Source organism: Micromonospora sp. NPDC005710 (genome assembly GCF_040630995.1).
GTDB lineage: Bacteria > Actinomycetota > Actinomycetes > Mycobacteriales > Micromonosporaceae > Micromonospora.
The window spans coordinates 112958-131238 of sequence record NZ_JBEXYP010000012.1 but is presented as its reverse complement, the minus strand read 5'-3'; the positions used below and the strand labels follow the sequence as shown (position 1 = coordinate 131238).

The 18281-nt window shown below is 72.4% G+C and carries 16 protein-coding genes; 7 read left to right on the top strand and 9 right to left on the bottom strand.

Features of this window, described 5'->3' with window-relative positions:
• Positions 1 to 366 (bottom strand): hypothetical protein, encoded by a 366-nt coding sequence (locus tag ABZ406_RS18220; RefSeq protein ID WP_357762632.1) that lies wholly within the window; start codon positions 364 to 366, stop codon positions 1 to 3.
• A complete protein-coding gene (locus tag ABZ406_RS18215; protein WP_357762629.1) occupies positions 363 to 3212 on the bottom strand; it encodes an SseB family protein in 2850 nt (949 codons plus the stop codon). Before ABZ406_RS18215 ends, ABZ406_RS18220 begins: the two co-directional genes overlap by 4 nt.
• Before the next feature lie 152 nt (positions 3213 to 3364).
• Here ABZ406_RS18215 and mycP point away from each other — a divergent pair, with 152 nt between their 5' ends.
• Complete coding sequence (gene mycP, locus ABZ406_RS18210; protein WP_357762626.1) at positions 3365 to 4588, top strand: type VII secretion-associated serine protease mycosin; 1224 nt, start codon at positions 3365 to 3367, stop codon at positions 4586 to 4588.
• A 100-nt stretch (positions 4589 to 4688) separates the two neighbouring features.
• On the opposite strand, the gene ABZ406_RS18205 is transcribed toward mycP, so the two are convergent.
• Positions 4689 to 4982: a WXG100 family type VII secretion target gene (locus ABZ406_RS18205; RefSeq protein ID WP_357762623.1), complete on the bottom strand. Its 294-nt coding sequence runs from the start codon at positions 4980 to 4982 to the stop codon at positions 4689 to 4691.
• 22 nt (positions 4983 to 5004) lie between these two features.
• Positions 5005 to 5325: a WXG100 family type VII secretion target gene (locus ABZ406_RS18200; RefSeq protein WP_357762620.1), complete on the bottom strand. Its 321-nt coding sequence runs from the start codon at positions 5323 to 5325 to the stop codon at positions 5005 to 5007.
• Positions 5326 to 5614: 289 nt separating this feature from the next.
• On the opposite strand from ABZ406_RS18200, the gene eccE reads away from it, so the two are divergent.
• The 4 genes from eccE (at position 5615) to rarD (ending at position 9547) form a co-directional block, all read left to right on the top strand.
• Positions 5615 to 7558 (top strand): type VII secretion protein EccE, encoded by a 1944-nt coding sequence (eccE, locus tag ABZ406_RS18195; RefSeq protein WP_357762618.1) that lies wholly within the window; start codon positions 5615 to 5617, stop codon positions 7556 to 7558.
• Positions 7559 to 7620: 62 nt separating this feature from the next.
• Complete coding sequence (locus ABZ406_RS18190) at positions 7621 to 8007, top strand: phage holin family protein (RefSeq protein WP_124815468.1); 387 nt, start codon at positions 7621 to 7623, stop codon at positions 8005 to 8007.
• 128 nt (positions 8008 to 8135) lie between these two features.
• The gene (locus ABZ406_RS18185) at positions 8136 to 8633 is read left to right on the top strand and encodes a GNAT family N-acetyltransferase (protein WP_357762614.1); all 498 of its coding nucleotides are present in this window, start codon (positions 8136 to 8138) and stop codon (positions 8631 to 8633) included.
• Positions 8630 to 9547, top strand: a complete 918-nt coding sequence (rarD, locus tag ABZ406_RS18180) for an EamA family transporter RarD (protein ID WP_357762611.1) — start codon at positions 8630 to 8632, stop codon at positions 9545 to 9547. Before ABZ406_RS18185 ends, rarD begins: the two co-directional genes overlap by 4 nt.
• A 149-nt stretch (positions 9548 to 9696) precedes the next feature.
• Here rarD and ABZ406_RS18175 read toward each other — a convergent pair whose 3' ends face one another.
• Both ABZ406_RS18175 and ABZ406_RS18170 read right to left on the bottom strand, forming a co-directional pair.
• Positions 9697 to 10410, bottom strand: coding sequence for a zf-HC2 domain-containing protein (locus tag ABZ406_RS18175; RefSeq protein ID WP_357762608.1), 714 nt, complete (start codon positions 10408 to 10410; stop codon positions 9697 to 9699).
• Positions 10407 to 10922 (bottom strand): sigma-70 family RNA polymerase sigma factor, encoded by a 516-nt coding sequence (locus ABZ406_RS18170; RefSeq protein WP_051708644.1) that lies wholly within the window; start codon positions 10920 to 10922, stop codon positions 10407 to 10409. Before ABZ406_RS18170 ends, ABZ406_RS18175 begins: the two co-directional genes overlap by 4 nt.
• A 226-nt stretch (positions 10923 to 11148) precedes the next feature.
• On the opposite strand from ABZ406_RS18170, the gene ABZ406_RS18165 reads away from it, so the two are divergent.
• On the top strand, positions 11149 to 13275 hold the full coding sequence (locus ABZ406_RS18165) for a PhoX family phosphatase (RefSeq protein WP_357762605.1): 2127 nt from the start codon (positions 11149 to 11151) through the stop codon (positions 13273 to 13275).
• 102 nt (positions 13276 to 13377) lie between these two features.
• Here ABZ406_RS18165 and ABZ406_RS18160 read toward each other — a convergent pair whose 3' ends face one another.
• Positions 13378 to 14160 (bottom strand): IclR family transcriptional regulator C-terminal domain-containing protein, encoded by a 783-nt coding sequence (locus ABZ406_RS18160; protein WP_357762602.1) that lies wholly within the window; start codon positions 14158 to 14160, stop codon positions 13378 to 13380.
• Positions 14161 to 14314: 154 nt separating this feature from the next.
• Here ABZ406_RS18160 and ABZ406_RS18155 point away from each other — a divergent pair, with 154 nt between their 5' ends.
• Positions 14315 to 15544 (top strand): MFS transporter, encoded by a 1230-nt coding sequence (locus tag ABZ406_RS18155; protein WP_357762599.1) that lies wholly within the window; start codon positions 14315 to 14317, stop codon positions 15542 to 15544.
• On the opposite strand, the gene ABZ406_RS18150 is transcribed toward ABZ406_RS18155, so the two are convergent.
• Both ABZ406_RS18150 and nuoN read right to left on the bottom strand, forming a co-directional pair.
• Complete coding sequence (locus ABZ406_RS18150) at positions 15520 to 16605, bottom strand: polyprenyl synthetase family protein (protein WP_357762597.1); 1086 nt, start codon at positions 16603 to 16605, stop codon at positions 15520 to 15522. The genes ABZ406_RS18155 and ABZ406_RS18150 overlap by 25 nt on opposite strands.
• A 90-nt stretch (positions 16606 to 16695) precedes the next feature.
• Positions 16696 to 18249, bottom strand: coding sequence for an NADH-quinone oxidoreductase subunit NuoN (gene nuoN, locus ABZ406_RS18145; protein ID WP_357762594.1), 1554 nt, complete (start codon positions 18247 to 18249; stop codon positions 16696 to 16698).
• Positions 18250 to 18281: the final 32 nt, after the last annotated feature.

The window sequence follows — 18281 nt, the reverse complement described above, 5'->3', positions numbered from 1 at the left end:
TCAGACCCGCTGCTCCCGCAGGTCGGTGACCTCGGCGGCGGGCGCCCAGCCCTGGTAGACACCGAAGTCGAAGACCTCCAGCCGCATCGCCTCGGCCACCGGCCAGCGACCGCCCGTGTATTCCACCCGCAGCCACGCGTCGTGCTCGCCGAGCACGATGAACGGCTGCCCCTTCCAGGTGCAGGTGGTCCGCACGTACGCCAGATCCTCGATCTCGCTCGCCGGGAGCACCCGGACGTGGCGGCCTGCGCGGATCTCCTCGAAGCCCTCGCCCGGCTCGGGCTGGTAGAGACGGATGTCGTCGCCGTCCGGGCTGGCCTGGTATTCCCGGCCCCGCCAACGGGCCACGTAACCGTCACGCATCACGCCTCCCCGACCCGCAGCCAGGTGACCGAGTCGGTGTTCAGCTCCGCGACCACCCGCTCGGTGCCGTCGGCGCCGATACGCCAGAGCTGGGCACCGTGCGGCAGCCGGGCGCTGTCCACCTTGAACTCCGCCACCACGTCGCTGCTCTCCCCCGGGGCGAAGCCGTTGCCCCGGAACGGCGGACGTTCGATGACCCAGCCCTCCATGGCCCGCATCGCCGGCTCGTTCTGACCGCCAAACGGGATGCGGTAGAGGCTCGGCCGATGCGCCGGCCAGCGCAGCACGTAGATCTCCTCGGCATCCGGGGCGAACGGTGAGCCGGGGTAGCTGAGGCCCAGCGCCTCGTGCAGCTGAACCGGTGTGGTCAGGTGGGACAGCTCACCGGCCCGGTGCACGAACCCGGACACCCGGTCGTATCCACGATCCAGGTAGTACGCGAGCTGGCTGGGCGCCACCGCCTTCTGCATGACCGTCGGTCTGGTCGGGTCGACCGCCGCGGGGGCGTACCGGGGACGGGCGGCGGGTTCGGCCGCGGCCGGCGCTTCGACCTGGTCCACTTCCAGGTCGTCGCCGAGCCCCACCTCCGCGGCCCAGTTGGCCAACGCGACGATCTGCTCGCCGGGCAACTTGGCACCGACCGGGGTGCCCGGGTTGACGGCGAACGACCAGTCCTCGTCGGGCCAGCGCCTGATCAGTTGGGCGAACTTCACCCGGACCGTGTCGACGTCTCCCTCGACATGGTCGGCGAGGCGCTCCGCCGAGGTGTAGACCACCACGTACGTCTCGCCGTCGAGCTGCCCGGTCCGCCAGACGAAGCCGGGGTCTCCCGGCCTGCTCCGGGGCGCCGAGTCCGGTGCCGCCGGCAGCAGCACCCGGGCCAGCAACAGGGTGGACAGGAAGGTGTCGGTGCTGCCGGAGCCGGCGGCGTTGAGCAGGTCCTCCTCGACCGTGTTGGCCGGTTCGAACTCCACGACTGCCGGCTCGTCGACAGGCGGTCGCGGACCAGCGCCCGGGATCACGCTCTCGCCGCTGCCCGCACTGCCGGCCCGGTCCGTACCGGTCTGACCGGCCGTCGAACCACCGTCGCCGCGTTCGTCACCGTCCGGAGCGCCGACTGGATCGGCGGTCCGCATTCCGGTCACACCGGTGTAACCGGCATCGGTCAGACCGGCGGGCTGCGGGGCGGGCGGGCTCGGGACGAAAGGGCTCGGCGCGGGCGGGCTCGGGACGTGGGTGCTCGGCGCAGGCGGGCTCGGGACGGGCGGACCGGGGTCGAACGACACCGGCCCGGATGGGCCCGGCGTGGAAGAAGGCGGACCGAACAGGCCGGGACCGGAGGGGGTCGCGCCGAACGGGGGCGAGGCGGCCTCGGCGGGGCTGGGCCGGCGGGGCGCTTCGACCGGAGCACTGCTCTCGACCGGGTCGGTGAGGTCGCGGGACTCGATGACGGTGCCCTCGATGACGATGGGCGTGAAGCCGCGGCGCGGCGCGGGTGGCCCGGAGACCGGTTCCGCCGCGGAAACCGGTAGATCCTCAGCGGGCCCGAACCGGCCCGGCCGGTCCTGCGGGATCGCCTGCGTCTCCTCCGCCGAGAAGCCGGGACGCTCAGGTGCAGCGGCCGGTGGACGCTCGCCTGTCATCCGGAACGCGCGGGTGGGCTCCTCGGCCAGCGGGTTGTGCCGGCGCGGAGGCAGCGGCTGGGTGACCTCGTCCCCAGAGGGCGGTACGCCCATCCCACGGGACGCGCCGAAGCCGCTCTCCGGCCGGCGGGTCGGCGGGGTGGCTGCCGGGTCCGCTGACATCGGGAACGCCCGCGTCGTGGTCTCGTCGCCCGGCGTATCGGCTGGGCGGCGGCGGGGGAAGGGCTGGCTGCCTCGCCCGAACCGGGTCGGAGGGGCCGCCCGGTCACCGGGACGACCGCCGCCCGGGGCCGGGTCGCGGGCCGTGTTGGGGTCGAAGAAGGAGCGCCGAGGTGCCGCCTGGGGGCCACCGTTGCCGTTGCCCGCGGCGGGGCCGTCGGCGTCGCCCGGCCGGGTCGCTGCCGGCCAGCCCAGGCCCGGTGCGGGCTGGTCGGTGGCGGGGCCGGCGGTCGCCAACGGGGTGAACCGGGACGGCCGGCTGCTGCGGGGCAGGGCTTCGGTGGCCGGCGCGGGCCGGGGCGGCTCGGTCGGGTGTAGCTGACCGGCAGCGGGCAGGCCCTCGTCACCGGGTCGGCGCGGCGGCTCGGCGGGAACGGGGGGCCGGGGCGCCGGGCCCGGCGGGGGACCCACCCGGGGGGCGGCGCTCCGACTGGGCCTCCTGGGTGTGAGCGGGGAACTCTCGGGCGCGGACGAGGCCGCACCCGTCGCCGGCGGCGATCCAGCGGCTGGCGCGGAGTCCCGACCCGGCATGCCGGGTCGGGTGCGTGCCAGGGTTTCGGCCCGCTCCAGGCGAGCGCGCGCACCCATGGCGCGGCCGGGCAGTCGCACGTCGCCCCGGGACAGCTGCGACACGAACCAGGCCGGCAGGTAACCCTCGACCGGCAGGCCCGGATTGACGGCGAGCCACCACTCGTGGTTGGGCCAGTTGGCCGCGAGATCGGCGAAGGGGATGCGTCGGTTGCTGCCGGCGTGATCGCCGAGGCAGGCGCGCAGGGCGGCGGCGGAGGTGAAGGCCAGGACGTGGGTCCGGCCGCCGGTGGTCCAGGTGCCCCATCCGGCGGGCGGCTGACCGGGTTGGGCCGGGGCGGAGACCGGCAGCAGCACATCGGTGCGGGACAGGAGCCGGAAGTAGAGCTCCTGGTCGTTGGCGCGCAGCGCGTCGCGCATCGCCACCTCGGCCTCCGTGGCCGGCTCCCATTCGGTCACGGCCACCTCCCCTTCCGAGAACAGGCCACAGGTATCGCGTACAACCTACAAGGTGGTACCAAGATCACAATGGCTGGCCGGTGGCGGCCCGCCAGGGCGCGGAGGAGGCGATAACATCCCGTTCCGGAGCCGACACGATACGGAGGGTGCCGATGTCCCGATCCATCACGCGCCCGGTGCTGGCAGGTCTGGCCGCCAGCCTGTTGACCGTACCGGCCCTGCCGACCGTCGCCACCAGCGCCGGGCTCCGGGAGGCACCGGCCTGCACGACAGCACTCGCCCCGGCCCGGCCGGTTGCGGCCACACCCTGGCCACAGCAACGGTACGACCCGGCGCGGCTCGCGCCGCTGGCCACCGGCGTCGGGGTGACGGTAGCCGTGATCGACTCCGGGGTGGACCGGGTGCACCCACAACTGGCCGGGCGGGTGCTGGCCGGCGCCGACCTGCTCGACCCCGGCGGGGACGGTGGTCGGGACTGCGCCGGGCACGGCACGGGTGTGGCGAGCATCATCGCGGCGGCACCCCGCTCCGATGTCGCCTTCCGCGGTCTGGCGCCGGGTGTCCGGATTCTGCCGGTGCGGGTGAGTGAGCAGCAGGTGGTGCAGGGGCGGGAGTCGGGGCGCACGGTGAGCGCCGACGAGTTCGCCAGGGCCATCAGGTGGGCCGTCGACAATGACGCCGACGTGGTGAACCTGTCCGTGGTCCTGTACGCGGACGACCCGGAGGTCCGTTCGGCAGTGCGTTACGCACTCGACCGGGACGTGGTGCTGGTGGCCGCCGCCGGCAACCTTCACGACAGCGGGGACCCACGGCCGTTTCCCGCCGGCTACGACGGGGTGCTCGGCGTGGGCGCGATCGGGGCGGACGGCGGGCTGGCGAGTTTTTCGCAGACCGGCCCGTACGTCGACCTGGTGGCACCGGGCAGCACGGTGCTGACCGCAGCACCCGGTGCCGGCCACCACCGGGTCGAAGGCACCAGTTACGCGGCACCCTTCGTGGCCGCCACCGCCGCGTTGCTGCGCGAGTACCGGCCGGAGCTGACCGCTGCCCAGGTGGCGGAACGGATCATCGCCACCGCCGATCCGGCGCCGGGCGCGGGCCACGGCGGCGGGTACGGCGCCGGGGTGTTGAACCCGTACCGGGCGGTCACCGAGACCAGCGGAGGCCGTGCGGCAGGTGCACGGCCGGTTGCCGTGCTCGCCGACGATCGGGCCGACCCGGCGCAGCTCGCCCGCCAGGCCCGCCGGGCCGCCGCGCGGGACCGGGCCCTGCTGGTCGGCGCGGTGGCCGGCCTGACGGCGGTCACAGTGGCGCTGCTCGCCCTGGTGCTGCCCCGGGGTGCGCGTCGACGTTGGCGCCCGGCTGGCCCGGCCTGAAACCGCCCGCGCGCGGCCCACCCGCGCGCGGCCCTGACCTTCGGCCGGCTGCGGGCGGGGCGCTGACCCGGACACGGTCAGCGCTCCCGGCCCACATCGCTCACTGGAACAGCCCGGTGTTCTTCTTCTCGGTGTCCAGGTAGTCGGTTGCGGAGTCGTTCACCGCAAGCCTGATGTCACGGAGCATGCCCTGCAGATCCTGTGAGGCGGAGCGCCACTTGGCCTGCCGCTGCTCGTAGGCCTGCCGCGCCTCGCCCGTCCAACTCGCCACCAGCGGGGCGGCGTCGCGTTCGAGTTGGCCGAGTTGCGCGTCGAGGGTGTTCAACGCCTTCTGAATGTCGGCGCCGGCCTGCTGAAGCGCGGCGAAGTTGACGACCAGCACACCATTGTCCATCGGATTCCCCTCCCCGGCGGGATCAGAGCGGCAGCTGGATGCCGCCGCGATTGGTGCCGGCCACCCGGCTGGACACCTCGTCGTCGGACACGTCGTACTGGCGACCGGCGCTGCGGATCGCACCGGCGGTCTCCCGCAGCGCCCGGTGCAGCGCCGCCTGGTCCTGTGACCACTGCTGCTTGACCTGCTCGAACGAGCGGCCACCAGCGCCACGCCAGGCCTGCTGCAACACCTCCAGCTCGGCCAACAGGCCGGTCAGCATGGATTGCAGCGACTGGTCCACCTGCTCGAACTTCGCGGCGGTCTGCTGCATGACCGCTGCTTCTGCCTTGGTTTGGGACATCCGGACGTCACCTCGTCTCTCGGATCGCACCTGGCCGTCGACGCGCCCACAGTGGGCGACGCGTCGTCGCTTGGCCCGGTCGTCGAACACTGAGACACGGGTCAGCGAAGGACTTCGTGGCTGACGGTAGCGACCTCGTAGCCGTTCTGCTACCCCACCGGCCTCCCCTGTGGACAACCGGAGCGGCCATCTGTCGCTTACGATGTGCCGCAGCCACGTCGCGGCGCGTGACGGGCCGCCGACGGGCGGTCGGCCGCCCGACCCGGTCCCCACTGGTCGAGGAGGCACGGTGCCGGCGATCACCACCGGAGCGCCGCCCCCGGTCGGCCCCGAGGCCGACGCCCCGGCACTGGCGCTCGGGGCAGGCCGGCCCACCGACCGTGTCGCGGGGTCGGCCGGTCAGCGCACCCGGTCGCCGGTGGGCCGCTGGATCGCGCTCGGCCGTCGTCTGGGCGCTGGGGCGCGAGCCGGCCAACTTGTCGCCACACAGGTCGCGGCGACGCTCGTCCTCGTCGCCCTCGGCCGACCGGCACCTGTCGTCGCGGCAGCCGGACTGGTGGCCGTGCTGCTGGTGGCGGCCGCCTGGGTGCCGGTTCGGGGGCGATGGCTCTTCGAGTGGTTGGGCACCGCCATCGCACATCTCACCCGCCGACGGGCGCTGATCGGGCCGTCCGGCGCGGCCGAGCTGCTCGACCTGGTCGCCCCGGGCACCGTCGTCCACTCGACGGAGCTGACCGGCGGGCCGGCGGCCGTCCTGGAGGACACCACTGGCATGGTCGCGCTCCTGGAGCTTGGCGACCCCGGTGACCTGCTGGGCGACGTGGCCCAGGCGGTTCCCGCCCCGGCGGCGTTGCTGCCGTCGGCCGGGCCGGACCATCCCCCGCTGGTGGTTCAACTGCTGCTCGCCGGTACGCCGGCACCGGTGCCGAGCGCCGGCGGCACTGTCGGCACGTCGTACCGGCAACTCACCGACGGGCGGCTCGCCGGGCGCGAACGGGCCGTGGTGGCGGTCCGGGTGCTGCGGGTCAACGGTTGGTCCGAGGAGGACCTGCACCGGGTGCTCGCCGGCACGGTCCGTCGGATCGTGCGCCGGCTCGGGCCGCTGGCGGCGCGGCCACTCGGGGTGCCCGCGGCGCTGCGCGTCCTGGGCGAACTGGCCCACCACGATGGCGAACCGGTCCGGGAGTCCTGGCCGGCGATCCGGTCCGGCGCCCTGATCCAGGCCACCTTCCGACTGATCCACTGGCCCGAGGCGGGTGCCGCGGCCGGACGCCGACTGGTGCCCCGCCTGCTCGCGCTGCCGTCGACAGCCACGACGGTGTCGATCTGCTCGGGTCCGTCAGCGACCACGTCGACGGCGTCGGGTCCGCCGGCGACCACCGGAGTGCCGACCGAGCTGACCGTACGCCTGGCCGCCGCGACGGCGACCGAGTTGGTGGCGGCGACCGAGGCGCTGATCCGCCTGGTGACCGACCTCGGCGGAGAGCTGCGCCGACTCGACGGCGCCCACCTGAGCGGGCTGGCCGCCACCCTGCCGTTGGCGCTGCTGGCACCCGGGGCCCCACCCCGCTCACCGGCACCGGGGGCGCAGCCCGGCCCTGGGGTAACCGACTGGGAGCTGTCGCTGGGTGACGCGGGCCTGATGGTCGGCACCAATCGGCACGGCCGAGCCGTCACCGTGCGACTCTTCCGCCCGGAGAGCACCCGCGTGCTGCTGGTCGGCGGGGTGCGCGCGGCCCAACTGGTGGCCCTGCGCGCGTTGGCGCTCGGTGCCCTGGTGGTGGTGCAGACCGCCCGGCCGCGCGCCTGGGAACCGTTCATCAGGGGGGTTGGCGCGCCGGGCGGCACGATCCCGTTGCTGCCGCCCGGTCGGACGGTCGCCGACGGGGTGGGCACCGCGCTGCGTCCGTTGCTGCTGATCGTCGACGCCGGGCCGGTGACGGCCGAGGCCGCGCCGGGCCCGCCGTGGCGGGCCACCCTCGTGGTACGCGACGAGCTGACCCCGGCCGACATGGACGCGTTGAGCCGCGCCGACCTGGCGTTGCTCCAGCCGTTGACCGCCGACGAGGCGACAGTGGCCGGAGCCGCTCTGGGGCTGGGCGGCTCGGCCGAGTGGCTGACCCGGATGCGGGAGAACATGGTGGCGGTGGTCAACCGGCGGGCGCTGCGCTGGGCACTGCTTTCCCCCACTCCGATCGAGGCGCAGCTGATCGGGCCGCCGACGCGCGGCTGATCCGCCCGGATGGGTCGGCCGGCGGGTTACGTCGGTGCGGTGTCCGTGGCACGATCCCCGCCATGGGTTTTCTGAAAGGTCTGCTGATTCGGCTGGCCAGCACAGCTCTGGCTTTCTGGCTGGCCACGCTTCTCATCCCGGGAATCTCCCTGGATTCGAACTCCGCCACCGACACGGTGACCACGCTGCTCCTGGTGGCGGTGATCTTCGGCGTGGTCAACGCGGTTCTCCAGCCGATCATCAAGACCGTCGGTTGTGGCTTCTACCTGCTGACCCTGGGTCTCATCGCCCTGGTGGTGAACGGGCTGCTGTTCCTGCTCACCAGTTGGATCGCCGACCAGGCCGGGCTGCCGTTCTCGGTGGACGGTTTCTGGCCGGCAGCCGTGCTCGGCGCCCTCTTCGTGAGCATCGTGACCTGGATCCTCGGCGCCGTTCTCGACCGGGACTGACCGCCGCCGGTCCGCACCGACCCGGCCCGTCCGGGGCTCCGACCTGAGCCGGGGCCCCGGGCGGGCCGATGACCAGACTTCGGGAATGCGGCGGCCTGACCGCCCATCTCGACGGTTAGCGTCGCGTGATGTTCTCGCTCACGCACTCCGACGGCCACCTTCTCAGCACCGATCCGGCGAGGATCGACCTGGACCTGGTGCACCACTGGTTGTCCACCGACGCGTACTGGGCGCTCGGCCGAGACCGGGAGACCACCGAGCGGGCGTTCGCCGGCTCACTACCGTTCGGCATCTACCGGCCGGACGACGGCCGTCAGGTCGCGGTGGCCCGGGTGGTCACCGACGGCGTCACCTTCGCCTGGCTCTGCGACGTGTACGTCGACCGGGCCGCCCGGGGTCGCGGGCTGGGCGGGTGGCTGGCCGGCGCGGTCCGCGACCACCTGGACGAGCTGGGCGTACGCCGGATCCTGCTCTGCACCAACGACGCCCACCAGGTGTACGCGGGGGTCGGCTTCACCCCGCTGGACGCGCCGCAACGGTGGATGCAGCTGGACCGGCGGCCCCCGGTGACCCCGATCACCGGAAAGGAACAGAGCAGCACTACGCCCCTTACGGTGGACTCGTGACGCCACTCCGTCTGGGATACCTGTACGGCCTCGGCGCGTACCTGCTCTGGGGTTTCTTTCCGCTCTATCTGAAGCTGCTACGACCCGCCGGCCCGCTGGAGATCCTGGCCCACCGGATCGTCTGGTCGGTGGTGTTCGTGGCGTTGCTGCTGGCGGCGTTGCGCAACGTCGGCTTCCTGCGGGCAATGCTGCGCCGGCCGTGGGCGGTGGCGGGGATCGTCGCCGCCGCCGCGTTCATCGCTGTCAACTGGGGCACCTACATCTACGGGGTCAACTCCAACCGGGTGGTGGAGACGGCGCTCGGCTACTTCATCAACCCGCTGGTAGTGGTGCTGATCGGAGTGGTGGTGCTACGCGAGCGGTTGCGGCCGGCGCAGTGGGTGGCGCTGGGGATCGGCGCGTCCGCTGTCGTGGTGCTCACTGTGGACTACGGCCGGCTGCCGTGGCTGGCGATGACGCTGGCGATCAGTTTCTCCGGCTACAGCCTGGTCAAGAAGCGGCTCGGGCTGCCGGCGGCGGAAGGGCTCTTCGTCGAGTCGGCGGTGCTGGCGTTGCCGGCTCTGGGCTACCTGATCTGGCTGACGGCGAAGGACGACCTGACCTTCGGGCACGTCTCGGCGGGACACACCACTCTGCTGGTGCTGGCCGGCGCGGCCACGGCGATTCCGCTGCTGCTGTTCGCCGGGGCGGCCAACCGACTGCCCCTGAGCAGCCTCGGCATGATCCAGTACCTGGCACCTGTCCTTCAGCTCGGCTGCGGGGTGCTGATCTTCCACGAGCCGATGCCGCCGGCCCGGCTGGCCGGCTTCGCGCTGGTCTGGCTGGCCCTGATCGTCTTCACCGCGGACGCCGTCCGAGCCTCCCGCCGCACCCGCCAACCCAGGGCGATCCCCACCCCCCTCCCCACCCCCTGACCCCGCAATCCACCCCGACCCCGCGATCCACCCCCGGACCCCGCGATCTTGCAGTTTCTGTTGTCGATATGTCCTCGACGCCCGTTATGGACGGACAGAAAGTGCAAGATCGCGGAGGACCTCGGGGCCTTGGGACGGGTGCGGGCTCGTTACGGGACGGCGTAGGTGAGGAGGGGGGTGCCGTCGGCTTTCTGCAGTTCGACGCTCACCAGCTCGGCGTCGGTGAACCTGGTGGCACCGGTGAAACTGAGGTCGTCGCCGGGGGCAGCCAGCCAGGAGCCGATCTGCTCGGTGGCGCCGTTCGGGCCCCGTGCCACCAGCCGGAACGGGTACGCCTTGCCGTAGCTCGTCCGCGCGTCGTACCCGCAGCGCATCGTCACCTCGGTGCCCCACTTGGTGCCGGTGAGCCCGAGATCGGCGTGCACCGGCCCGGCGGCGACCGGGCGCATGGCGACCATCGACACCCGCGGGGCGGGAGTGCCCTGCGCACCGGGCGGCCCGGACGGGTCGACAGGTCTGGGCAGCGCCACGGCGGTGCCCACGCCGACCAGCAGCGCCAGCCCTGCTGCCGCGAGTGTGGTCAGTGCGTACCGTCGCCGGTCCGCGGCGCGTTCCCGACGCCGGCGCTGGCGGGCCTCGTCGAGCAGCGCCGGCACCCGGGGCGGGGCCGGCGGCGGCAGGATCTGCTCCAACCCGGCCGGGTCGAGGCGCCCGAGCAACCCGGGCAGGACGGCGATCTCGGCGACCGCCTCCCGGCACGAGGCGCAGCCGCCCAGGTGCCGCTCGTAGGCCGCCCGCTCGGCGGGGGCCAGGGCGCCCAGCACGTACGCGCCGTCGTCGTACGCGAACTCGCACCGGGTCATCCCGTCACCCCCATCTCGGCCAGGACCAACCGTAGAGACCGCAGCGCGTAGTGGGTGCGGGACTTCACGGTTCCCGGTGGTACGCCCAGGCGGGACGCCGCCTCGGCCACCGAACGCCCCTGGTAGAAGCACTCGACGAGCACTTCCCGGTGGGTCGGGCTGAGCCGGTTGAGCGCCTCGGCGACGGTCCACGCCTCCACGGCCCGTTCGGCCTCGTCGATCACCTCGGGCGGTTCGGGCAGATCGTCGGTGAACACCTCGCCGACCCGCGTGGACCGCCGCCGCCAGGCGTCGATGGCCAGGTTGCGGGCTGTGGTGAACAGCCAGGACCGCACCGATCCACGCCTCGGGTCGAGTGACTCCGGATGTCGCCAGGCCCGCAGCAGCGTCTCCTGCACCAGGTCCTCGGCCCGCTGCCGGTCCCCGTTGACCAGCCGCAGGGCATGGGCGTACAGCGCCTCCGCGTGCTCGTCGTGCAGCGCGCGCAGCAGTTGGGCGTCGTGGTCGCTGATGGTGGTCTCCTCGCTTCCGGCGCGCGTCCGGCGGTGCGTCCGCTCGGGAATACGTGCCGTCACGCCGATCGGTTCAGACCGAGGTCAGCCCGGTTGCCTGGTGGCACGACCCGGAAAGGTGTTCACGCCCGGTTCACATCGTGGCCGACGGGCGCTCACCGCGTCCTCCTAGCGTCCGGCTGGTACGCCGCCTGTCGTGCCACCGACTTCCCTGGAGGCCACTCCCATGAGCGACCGTCCCCGGCTGCTCCCCCTGTTGAACGCCACCCGCCATGGCACCCGTGACGCCATGACCTGCCTGTACCGGTGCGGAAACGCGTGTGACCACCCGGTGCCGAACACCTCCGACAACGCGTACTTCGGTGACGTGGTGAACGCCGAGGTGTCGCGGCGTGGCGTGGTCCGGGCCGGCGCGGTGGGCGCGCTGGTGCTCGGTTTCGGCGGTGCGGCGGCCGGTGCGCTCGCCGGCGCGGCCCCGGCCATGGCGGCCCCGACCACCCCGGACGTGCCGGAGGCCTTCGGTTTCGGCCGTCCCGGGACCGGTGTCGGCAGCGGCGCGCTGACCTTCAAGCCGATCCCACCGAACAAGCTGGACACCCTCGTCGTGCCGAACGGCTACGACCACGCCGTGGTGATCAAGTGGGGTGACCCGGTGCTGCCGGGCGCGCCGGAGTTCAACCTGCACCACCAGACCGCTGCCGCGCAGTCCAAGCAGTTCGGCTACAACAACGACTTCGTGGGCGTGCTGCCGCTGGACAAGCAGGGCAGGCGGGCGCTGCTCGTGGTCAACCACGAGTACACGAACGAGGACCTGATGTTCCCGGGCTTCCCCGGCCTGGACGGGCTGTCGGTGGAGCAGCTGCGCACCGCCATGGCCGCGCACGGCATGTCTGTGGTGGAGCTGGAGCGGGTCGCCGGCACCGGGCAGTGGAAGCCCGTCGACAAGGGCCCGCGCCCGTACAACCGGCGGGTCACCGCGCTGAGCACCAAGTTCGACCTGACCGGCCCGGCCGCCGGCTCGGCCTGGCTGAAGACCGCCGCCGACCCCAAGGGCCGCACCGTCGTCGGCACGCTCAACAACTGCGCCGGTGGTGTCACCCCGTGGGGCACCGTCCTCTCCGGTGAGGAGAACTTCAACCAGTACTTCGTCGGCGCCGACGGCGCCCCGGCCGAGCTGAAGCCGAAGTTGGACCGCTATGGCATCAGCACCGCCAGCCGGTACCCGAGCGGCAGCCGCAAGTGGGAGCGCGCGGACGAGCGCTTCGACCTGTCGAAGCACCCCAACGAGGCACACCGGTTCGGCTGGGTCGTCGAGATCGACCCGTTCGACCCGGAGAGCCGCCCGCGCAAACACACCGCGATGGGCCGGTTCAAGCACGAGGGCGCCAACGTGATCGTCGCGAAGGACGGCCACGTGGTCGCGTACATGGGCGACGACGAGCGGTTCGACTACCTCTACAAGTTCGTCTCGGACAAGAAGTTCATGAAGGGCAACTCCTGGGCTGCCCGCAAGCACAACCTGACCCTGCTGGAGTCCGGCACCCTCTACGTGGCGAAGCTCGACCAGACCAGCGCCGCCGAGATCGACGGCTCCGGCAAGCTCCCCACCGATGGCGCATTCAACGGGCGGGGTCGCTGGGTCAAGCTGGTCAGCGGCAACCGGTCGTTCGTCGACGGGATGACCGCCGCTGACGTGCTCACCTTCACCCGGCTCGCCGGTGACAAGGTCGGGGCGACCAAGATGGACCGCCCCGAGGACGTCGAGCCGAGCCTGCTCACCGGCAAGGTGTACGTGGCGCTCACCAACAACACCAACCGCGGTGTCGGCAGCAACCCGAAGGCGGACGAGGCCAACCCGCGTATAGCGAACAAGCACGGGCAGATCCTGGAGCTGGTCGAGGACCGCAACGACAACGCCTCGGAGACCTTCGCCTGGTCGTTGCCGATCGTCTGCGGCGATCCGACCGACGCGTCGACCTTCTTCGCCGGGTACGACAAGACCAAGGTCTCCCCGATCTCCTGCCCCGACAACGTCGCGTTCGACGCCACCGGCAACCTCTGGATCTCCACCGACGGCAATGCGCTGGGCAGCAACGACGGCCTGTTCGCCACCGCCGTGGAGGGCCCGGAGCGGGGTCACCTCAAGCAGTTCCTGACAGTGCCGCTCGGCGCGGAGACCTGCGGCCCGTTCATCACCGGCGACAACCGCTCGGTGTTCGTCGCGGTGCAGCACCCGGGCGAGATCACCGGGGCCTCGGTGGAGAACCCGGCCTCGAACTGGCCGGACGGTGACTACGCCAAGCCGGGCGTGGTGGTCACCTGGCGCCTCGACGGCGGCCCGGTGGGTAGCTGACGTTCCACCGGGGGCCGAGAGACCGCTGACGTTGCTCTGGCGGTCCGGCGCTGGACCGCCCCGAGAGGCCCTCTCCCAGCCTGGGAGAGGGCCTCTCGGCGGTCAGTTGTCGGAGGCGATGCCGTCGGCCACGCTGCGGGCCACTGTGAGCAGCTTGGCGCGTACCACCCGGGCGGAGGTCATCATCTCGCTGGCCGGCAACGCGCAGGCGAGCACGACGCGGCGTTCCATGTCCTTGTCCGGTGCGACGAGCACCGCGGCACAGGCCACCCCCTGCCGGAACTGCCCCATCTCCAACTGCATGCCGCGTCTGTCGCCGGCGGCCAGGTCGGCCTCGAAGCTCTCGGTGGTGGTCAGCGTGGCGGTGGTGAACGGGCGCATGCCGTACTCCCGCAGGTAGCGGTAGCGCTGGTCGGTGGTCAGGGTGGCGAGCAGCGACTTGCCGAGCGCTGTCGCGTGCGCCCCCTCGTCGAAGCCGGGGACCAGATCCTCCAGGTAGGGCGACCGGTGCCCCTCGGCGACCGCGGTGAGTGCCACCTGACCGCCGACGAACCGACCGAGGAAGTGGCTGTAGCCGCTGTCAAGGGCGGCCCGCCGCAGCGTCTCACCGACAGCGGGCGGGCCGCGGAACGCCGTCACCAACTCCCGGTACCGGTCGGCCACCTCCAACCCCACGATGTACGTGCCGTCCTCGCGACGGATCACGTAGCCCTCGTAGGCGAGGGTGCGGACCAGATGGTAGGTGGTGGCCACGGTCAGCTCGCAGCGCCGGGCGATCTGTTTGACGGTCAGGCCCTTCGGGGCACGACCGACCGACTCCAGCACCCGTAGCGCTCGGGACACGCTGCGAATCAGGTCCGAAGGTTCTGCCAAGGGGTCGCGCACAACCACCTCCGCCGCCGTGGACTTACACCATATGAAAAACAGGCCCGGTGCGAAATGCCTGTTCGGGTCGAGGATGCCAGATCACCATCCACGGGCAGTGCCCCGCCGGTCACCAGGAGTGCTCTGAGCGGGGTTCACGTAGGTTTGCCGAACGATGACCGACACCTCCCACACCCCCGATCCGGCGATCGCCCGACCCCGCCCGGTCCGGGCCAGCGCCGGCGCAGTCGTCACCACTGTCGCCTGCGTACTCCCCGTCTTCCTGCTCGGTGGTCTCGCCGTGCAGATGGGCACCGACCTCGGCTTCTCCCCGGCCGGGCTGGGCCTCGCCGTCTCTGTCTACTTCGGGGTCAGCGCGCTGGCCTCGGTGCCTTCCGGCCGCCTCGTCGAGCGGTACGGGCCGGCAGTCGTCGCACGCTGCGGCATCCTGCTGGCCGCCGGGTCGATGCTCGCCGTGGCCGCCGTCGCCCGGTCGTACCCGGTGCTGGTCGGCCTGCTGGCGCTCAGCGCCGCAGCGAACGCGCTCGGCCAGTTGGCGAGCAACACCGCGCTGACCCAGCACGTGCCGGCCCGGCGGCAGGGGCTGTCGTTCGGTGTCAAGCAGGCCGCCATCCCGGTCTCCACCCTGCTGGCCGGGGTGGCGGTGCCGACCATCGCGCTCACCGCCGGCTGGCGCTGGGCGTTCGTGGCCGCCGCCGTGGCCGCGCTGACGACGCTGGCCGCCGTACCCCGGGAGGTGCCCGGCCTGGCCCGCCGGGCCGGTGCCGCCCGTGCCGGGCGGGCGACGTCGGCGCTCGTGGTGATCGGCGCGGCGGCGACGTTGGCGTCGGGCGCGGCCAACGCGCTGGGCACGTTCCTGGTGGACTCCTCGGCGGCCCGTGGGCTGTCGCCGGGCCTCGCCGGCCTGACCCTGACCCTGGGCAGCGCGGTCTGCGTTGTCGCTCGGGTGGGTGCCGGCTGGTTGGCCGATCGCCGCGAGAGCGGCCACGTCGCCCTCATCGCCGCGATGCTGCTCGTCGGTGCGCTCGGGTTGGGCCTGCTCGCGTTCACCGGCTCGGTGCCGCTGATGGTCGGCGTGGTGCTCGGCTTCGGCCTGGGCTGGGCGTGGCCCGGCCTGATGAACTTCGCCGTGGTCCGGCTGCACCCACAGTCACCGGCCGCCGCCACCTCGATCACCCAGACCGGGGTGTACGCGGGCGGCTGTCTCGGCCCGCTGAGCCTGGGGCCGCTCGCCGCCCACCTCGGCTATCCGGTCATGTGGACCACCGCGGCGGTGGCGATGCTGCTCGCCGCCGCCCTCATGCTCGTCGGCAGCCGCCTGCTGACCCGTGCCGCCGCCACGGCGGGCCGGGGTGTAAATCAGCTGGTGCGGTCGGCGATGTAGTCGCAGAGCGACTCGAGCGCGCTGCGGGACGGGCCGTGCGGCAGCAGGGCGAGTTGCGCGCGGGCATCCTCGGCGTAGCTACGCACTGTCTCCCGGGCCCGCTTGAGCGCTGGGCTCTCCCGGAGCAGACCCAACGCCTCGGCGTGCAGAGCGTCGTCGGTCAATGGGCCGGTAGCCAGGATCTCCCGCAGTCGCACGGACGAGGCGTCGGAGTCGTCCGCCTCCCGGGCGTAGAGCACCGGCAGCGTCGGGACACCCTCACGCAGGTCGGTGCCGGGGGTCTTGCCCGACTGCACCGACTCGGAGGCGATGTCCAACAGGTCGTCGGAGAGCTGGAAGGCGACGCCGATCGTCTCGCCGTAGCCGGCGAGAGCCTCCACGTGCTCCGGAGCCGCGCCGCCGAACATGCCGCCGAAGCGGGCCGACGTGGCGATCAGCGAGCCGGTCTTCTCGGCGATGACGTGCAGGTAGTGGGCAACCGGGTCGTCGTCGGCGCGCGGCCCCACAGTCTCCGCGATCTGGCCGTGCACCAGCCGGGCGAAGGTGCGCGCCTGCAACCGGACCGCCTCGGGGCCCAGATCGGCGGCGATGTCCGCCGCGCGGGCGAAGAGGTAGTCGCCGACCAGGATGGCGACCGAGTTGGTCCACCGGGAGTTCGCGCTCGGCGCACCCCGGCGGACGGCGGCCTCGTCCATCACATCGTCGTGGTAGAGGGTGGCGAGGTGAGTGAGCTCCATCACCACGGCGGCCGGGACGACCATCTTGGCGGTCGGATCACCGAACTGGGCGCCGAGTGCCACGAGCAACGGCCGGAAACGCTTGCCGCCGGCCTCGACGAGGTGCCGGGCAGCCTCGGTGACGAACGGGTCGGCGCTGGCCACGCTGGCCCGCAACTCGACCTCGACCGTGTCCAGCAGGCCCAGCACGGACGCCTCGACGCGGGGATCAGCGAGGCTGAGGCCAAGCGCGCCGAACTGACTCGTGCTCGCCCGACCCCGCCGACCGCCGGAGCCGGAGGCACCTGAACGCTCGCCCGCCGGATTCACCACGCTATCAACCATGCCACACCCGTTCGACCTGCTCCGGCCCGGGGATACGCACCGGGGGCCGGCACGTGAACACGCGCCGACCCCCGGTGATGGAACAGTCGTTCATCTTACGAATTCAGCGGCTCCGGCAGCCAGATCGAGCAGCGGCGCCGGCGCGACGCCCAGGACCAGGGTCGCCAACACACCGATCATCAGCGCGGCGGAGGTGAGCCCACCGGGCACCGTGACGGTGGGAGTGGACTCGCCCGGCTCGGAGAGCCACATCATCACCACGACCCGCAGGTACGGGAACGCGAGCACCATGCTGGTCAGCACACCGGCGATCACCAGCCAGGCCTGGCCACCGTCGAGCGCCGGCCCGAAGATGGCGAACTTGCTGGTGAACCCGCTGGTCAGCGGGATACCGGCGAAGGCGAGCAGGATGAACGTGAACAGCGCGGCGAAGAACGGCGACCGTCGGCCCAGCCCGGCCCAGCGGGACAGGTGGGTGGCTTCGCCGTCGTCGTCCCGCACCAACGTCACCACGGCGAACGCGGCAAGCACCGAGAAGCCGTACGCCACCAGGTAGAACATCGTCCCGGCGAGCCCTTCGCGGCTCGGCGCCAGCACGCCCACCAGCAGGTAGCCGGCGTTGGCGATCGAGGAGTACGCGAGCAGCCGCTTGATGTCGGTCTGGGTGACGGCGAGCACCGCACCGATGAGCATCGTCAGCACCGCCACCGCGCCGAGGACCGGCGTGAAGTCCCAGTTGGCGTCCCCGAAGGCGACCTGGAAGACGCGCAGCAGGGCACCGAACGCGGCAACCTTGGTGCAGGCCGCCATGAACGCGGTGACCGGGGTCGGCGCGCCCTGGTAGACGTCCGGGGTCCACACGTGGAACGGGGCCGCCGCGGCCTTGAAGAGCAGACCGATGGCGAGCAGCGCCATGCCGGCGAAGAGCAGCACCGGACTGGCCGGCGACTCGCCCACCGCCGCGTGGATGGTGGCGAAGTCCACGCCGGCCGAGCGACCCGGGATGCCGGCGGTGAAGCCGTAGATCAGGGCCACGCCGAACAGGAAGAACGCGGAGGCGTACGCGCCGAGCAGGAAGTACTTCATCGCCGCCTCCTGGCTCAGCAGACGCCGGCGGCGGGCCAGCGCGCAGAGCAGGTAGAGCGGCAGGGAGAAGACCTCCAGCGCGATGAACATGGTGAGCAGGTCGTTCGCGGCCACGAAGATCAGCATTCCGCCGATCGCGAACGTGGTGAGCGGGTAGACCTCGGTGAGACCGTTGCGCCCCTCGGCCTGCCGCCGGTCGTCGGCCGACTCGGCGGTCACTGCGGCCTGAGCGACGAACGCCCCGCCCCGCTCGACCGAACGGTCACCGATCAGCAGCAGCGCCATCGCGGCCAGCACCAGGATCGCGCCCTGGAGGAACAGCGTCGGGCCGTCGATAGCGAGGGCCTGGCCGGCGGTGATGATCCGCTCGTCGGCGTTGAGGACCACCATGGTCAGTGCCGCGAGCACCGCGAGCAGCGCCAGCGTCAACTGCACCACGTGCCGCCAGCGCCGGGGCACCAGGGCCTCGACCAGCACGCCGAGCAGCGCGGTGCCCAGCATGATCAGGATCGGACTGATCGCCGAATAGTTGATCGACGGCAGGTTCAGCTCGGTCACAATGCCGACCTTTCGTTCGCGACTGCGGGGCT

What these genes read in the sequence shown, in the direction of transcription:
- mycP (WP_357762626.1), top strand. Translation starts at nt 3,365, where the DNA reads ATGTCCCGATCCATCACGCGCCCGGTGCTGGCAGGTCTGGCCGCCAGC.
- ABZ406_RS18205 (WP_357762623.1), bottom strand. Translation starts at nt 4,982, where the DNA reads ATGGACAATGGTGTGCTGGTCGTCAACTTCGCCGCGCTTCAGCAGGCC.
- ABZ406_RS18200 (WP_357762620.1), bottom strand. Translation starts at nt 5,325, where the DNA reads ATGTCCCAAACCAAGGCAGAAGCAGCGGTCATGCAGCAGACCGCCGCG.
- ABZ406_RS18190 (WP_124815468.1), top strand. Translation starts at nt 7,621, where the DNA reads ATGGGTTTTCTGAAAGGTCTGCTGATTCGGCTGGCCAGCACAGCTCTG.
- ABZ406_RS18185 (WP_357762614.1), top strand. Translation starts at nt 8,136, where the DNA reads ATGTTCTCGCTCACGCACTCCGACGGCCACCTTCTCAGCACCGATCCG.
- ABZ406_RS18175 (WP_357762608.1), bottom strand. Translation starts at nt 10,410, where the DNA reads ATGACCCGGTGCGAGTTCGCGTACGACGACGGCGCGTACGTGCTGGGC.
- ABZ406_RS18165 (WP_357762605.1), top strand. Translation starts at nt 11,149, where the DNA reads ATGAGCGACCGTCCCCGGCTGCTCCCCCTGTTGAACGCCACCCGCCAT.
- ABZ406_RS18155 (WP_357762599.1), top strand. Translation starts at nt 14,315, where the DNA reads ATGACCGACACCTCCCACACCCCCGATCCGGCGATCGCCCGACCCCGC.
- ABZ406_RS18150 (WP_357762597.1), bottom strand. Translation starts at nt 16,605, where the DNA reads ATGGTTGATAGCGTGGTGAATCCGGCGGGCGAGCGTTCAGGTGCCTCC.